This window comes from Methylophaga sp. UBA1464 (assembly GCF_002325665.1).
Lineage (GTDB): Bacteria > Pseudomonadota > Gammaproteobacteria > Nitrosococcales > Methylophagaceae > Methylophaga.
On record NZ_DCSO01000011.1, the window covers coordinates 13,827 to 17,355 of the forward strand.

Below are 3,529 nucleotides of genomic sequence, written 5' to 3' on the forward strand. Positions count from 1 at the left end.
TAAATCCAGCCATGCAGGAAAAAACCCCATATAAAACAGGATGGCTTTTTGATCCAGTAATGTCACCATCAGTCCCATCATAAAACTGGTTTTTAATGACCTTTGTCGTCCTAAATCTACAGGCTCATCAACAACAGGTCGTTGCTTTCTTCGCCATAAATGAATTGCCAGCCAGAAAAGATAGCCTGCTGCAATAAACCGAATGAGCCATTCCCACTCTCCAATCCACGGTAGCAGCAGCGTCATGCCATACAGTGCGAGACAGATAAACAGGATATCCGCCAGAACAATTCCAAAAGTCACGGCTATACCATGCCTGAAGCCATATAAAGCGGCTCTGGATGAGACTGTAAACACACTGACACTCGGCATGGCAGCCAGTACCGCCAGGCTGATTAATAAGCCAGTCATGGCCTGTATACTTAAACTTAATTCCATTTACAAAGGCTTTGATAACAAATAAGTTTTAATAAAAACATTTCAGCTGGTGGATAATCTGACGCTTCGATCTCCAGAGCCTGCTAACCTGCAACTATATGCGTTTTTTTGATATTCAGGAATCTGGCCATATCTCCCTTCATCCCAACATGACCAATCAACCGCTTATCAATAACCGTTTATTTAAACGACGTGCACTTCAATGCCTGATGTTGTCCGGTTTGTTTGCATTTTTGACAGGCTGTTCGCTTTTACCCCCTGATCCTCCGGCTAATCAAAATAATATATGCAGCATATTCCGCGAACAACCACAGTGGTATGACTATGCAAAAGCCTCTGAACAAACATGGGGATCCCCCATAGCAACGCAGATGGCTTTTATTCACAGCGAGTCGGGTTTTCGTAGCAATATCCGTCCCCCAAGGCGTAAGTTACTGGGATTTATTCCCTGGAGCAGGTCTTCGTCAGCCTACGGATATGCTCAGGCACAGAATCCGGTTTGGGGAGAATATATGAAGGATGTTGGAAATCCACTGGCCAGGCGCACGCATATGAAATATGCCACGGACTTTATCGGCTGGTATAACCAGCGCACTCAAAATAGGCTCAATATCACCCTGGATAATCCGACTCACCTTTATCTGGCTTATCATGAAGGTCAAACTGGCTATCGTCTCGCAAGTTACCGGCAGAAACCGCGTGTGATAGATACTGCACGTCAGGTTGGCGAGCGAAGCAGATTATTCTCCAGCCAACTATCTCAATGTGAACAAGAGTTCAAATGTCGACGTTTTTATCAAATTGGGCCGCTCTGTAAAAAATAACCCTGCTGCAACAAGGCAGTCTATTGGATATTTCAACCATAAAAAAACCGACGTAAGTCGGTTTTTTTATCAATGTGTTGTCGCATAGCGCTTACTGGTTAACCCATTCTCCATTGGCGTTGCGACAGGCCGTGCCTTTAACCACTTCACGCTGGCCATCAATATAGGCATCCATCTCGTATTCACGGCATGGGCGATTATTCGTTTCATAAGTGCGTGTAGGAGTCACACTGTATTGTGCGCCGGTATCCGGATTATTCCATGAGTTGGTACGACCCGTTGGGGTGTTCTCAAATGTTTCATAAGTACGACGTCTATCCAGTTCATCCATTTCGCCACCAATATGCCCACCAATCATCGCACCAAGCAAAGTACCACCTATAATGGCTGCCGTTCGACCGGTACCACCACCAACGTTTGAACCCAGTACACCACCGGCTACACCACCCACGCCAGCGCCCACTGATTGTTTATTGAGCTGACAGCCAGCCATACTGACCGTAAATACCATTGCAAAGATCATTGTTAAAAGTCGTTTCATATTTTCTCCTTATGAATATTTACTATCGCTTTATCAATATGACTGTATTTTAGACGATTAAATTCTACTTTTACGGTGATAGGCCACACCTTTACAAAAACTTTCATTCCAGCGTTAGTCAAAAGCACCGGCAAAAGTCGAAAAAATTACAGAATGTTTCCGGTAGCAATTTCAACACGGTTACGTCCAGCCAGTTTTGCCCGATACAGTGCCTTGTCAGCATCCGGTAACAACTGCGCTGGCAATTTACCCTTGCCGTCCCAACCGCTGATACCAATCGAAATAGTCAGGTTGCTCAAGTCTTTTCCATTATAGGTTATTGTTTTTGAGGATATTTTAAGCAACAAGGATTTTGCCCGTTCCAATGCATCGTTGAGGTTGGCTTCTGGCATGAGTACCACAAATTCTTCTCCGCCGTACCGGCAAGGTATATCTGTTTCTCGGAAGTGTTCCAGCATTAAAGATGCAACCTCGCGTAATGCCAGATCACCCGCATCATGACCAAACTGATCATTAAATTCTTTGAAATGATCGATATCACAAATTAACAGCGAAATGGCCTGTCGGTGGCGCTGGGCAATTTGAATTTCCCGCTGCAGGGCATCATCGAAAAAGCGACGGTTTTTCAATCCGGTCAGTGCATCTTCAAACGACATAATGTGCAGATCTTCTCTGAGTTTAATACCGCTTAATGTCACGCTTAGTCTATCGATAGCGCGAGAAACAAACTGTTCAATCGATTGCCGGGTCTCCGCCGTTTCTGAGGAAATGTCGGGTAAATTGAAAGTAATAAACGTTTGTTTGCCAAGCTGCAAATCCTCAACATCAATTCGATATTTATCGTTGAGCACAGCTTGTGGGGATAAATCAGCAAATTCATTAACCATGTTTACATGTAACTGTATCGGCGCAAAAACGTTATGTAGTTCATGGCAAATCAGATTGCCAGCTTGCTCAAGACTCTGGGATCGTTGCAACCGACTGATAATGCTTTCCAGCCGTAGGCTGAACTCATTAATCAATGCAAGCTGATTGGCCCGCTGCTGTTCAAGTTGCACATAATTCTGTAAAGATGCTGTACGTTCGGATACCCGCTTCTCCAGCATGACATTTAATTCCGTTAATGCCTGCTGCGTCTGGCGATAATGTCTCAGTGAAATCATCACCAGCATCAGGGCAAAGATTAGCCCCCCGTAGGCCAAAGGAAAATCTATCCATGGCAAGAGGCCATGTGCTATGCACATATCAATCAGGAAAAAAATGGCATAAATACCAAATGCTCCCATGACCAAACGTTGTTCAAAACTCATCACCTTAAAATGACGGACACAAATCCACAGCATGATGCTCAACGTCACGATAAACAACATGTCAAAAATCGGGTAAAAATAAGCCAGATGCCAGATGCCCGACAAAGACAATACAAGGCAAATCAATACGTACGTGATATGCATTTGGGCAATACGCAGCATAAGCTTGTCGCCCTGTTCAGCCAGCCAGTAGTTCAGAATCAAGGCGATAAAAATCGGGATCGAAAAATACGAAATAGCCGCTAGATAGGTTTTAGCCAGTGGAGCATAAATCAGTAGTTGTACTGCCTGACTCTCCCCTAACAGGTTTCCGGCGCTGGCCAGCGAAAACAGACCGAGATAAATAAATTCGCGGTTATCTCCACGCATGGCAGAAAATGCAAAAGCAAGCAGCGCAATAAAGAAAAAGAACGCAG

At 44.5% G+C, this 3,529-nt stretch carries 4 protein-coding genes; 1 reads left to right on the forward strand and 3 read right to left on the reverse strand.

Annotated elements, in window-relative coordinates:
• On the reverse strand, positions 1 to 411 hold a 411-nt coding region (locus B3O33_RS00850; protein ID WP_292362741.1), incomplete at its 3' end, for a LysE family translocator.
• A gap of 236 nt (positions 412 to 647) precedes the next feature.
• Here B3O33_RS00850 and B3O33_RS00855 point away from each other — a divergent pair.
• Positions 648 to 1,262 (forward strand): hypothetical protein, encoded by a 615-nt coding sequence (locus B3O33_RS00855; protein WP_292362748.1) that lies wholly within the window; start codon positions 648 to 650, stop codon positions 1,260 to 1,262.
• Positions 1,263 to 1,353: 91 nt separating this feature from the next.
• On the opposite strand, the gene B3O33_RS00860 is transcribed toward B3O33_RS00855, so the two are convergent.
• Together B3O33_RS00860 and B3O33_RS00865 are read right to left on the reverse strand one after the other, a co-directional pair.
• Positions 1,354 to 1,803, reverse strand: coding sequence for an RT0821/Lpp0805 family surface protein (locus B3O33_RS00860; RefSeq protein ID WP_292359159.1), 450 nt, complete (start codon positions 1,801 to 1,803; stop codon positions 1,354 to 1,356).
• 146 nt (positions 1,804 to 1,949) lie between these two features.
• Positions 1,950 to 3,529, reverse strand: a 1,580-nt coding sequence (locus B3O33_RS00865) for a diguanylate cyclase (RefSeq protein ID WP_292362743.1), incomplete at its 5' end; no start/stop codon positions are given.

Bases quoted from the DNA above. Each gene is read 5' to 3' on its own strand.
- B3O33_RS00855 (WP_292362748.1), top strand. From the start codon at position 648: ATGTTGTCCGGTTTGTTTGCATTTTTGACAGGCTGTTCGCTTTTACCC.
- B3O33_RS00860 (WP_292359159.1), bottom strand. From the start codon at position 1,803: ATGAAACGACTTTTAACAATGATCTTTGCAATGGTATTTACGGTCAGT.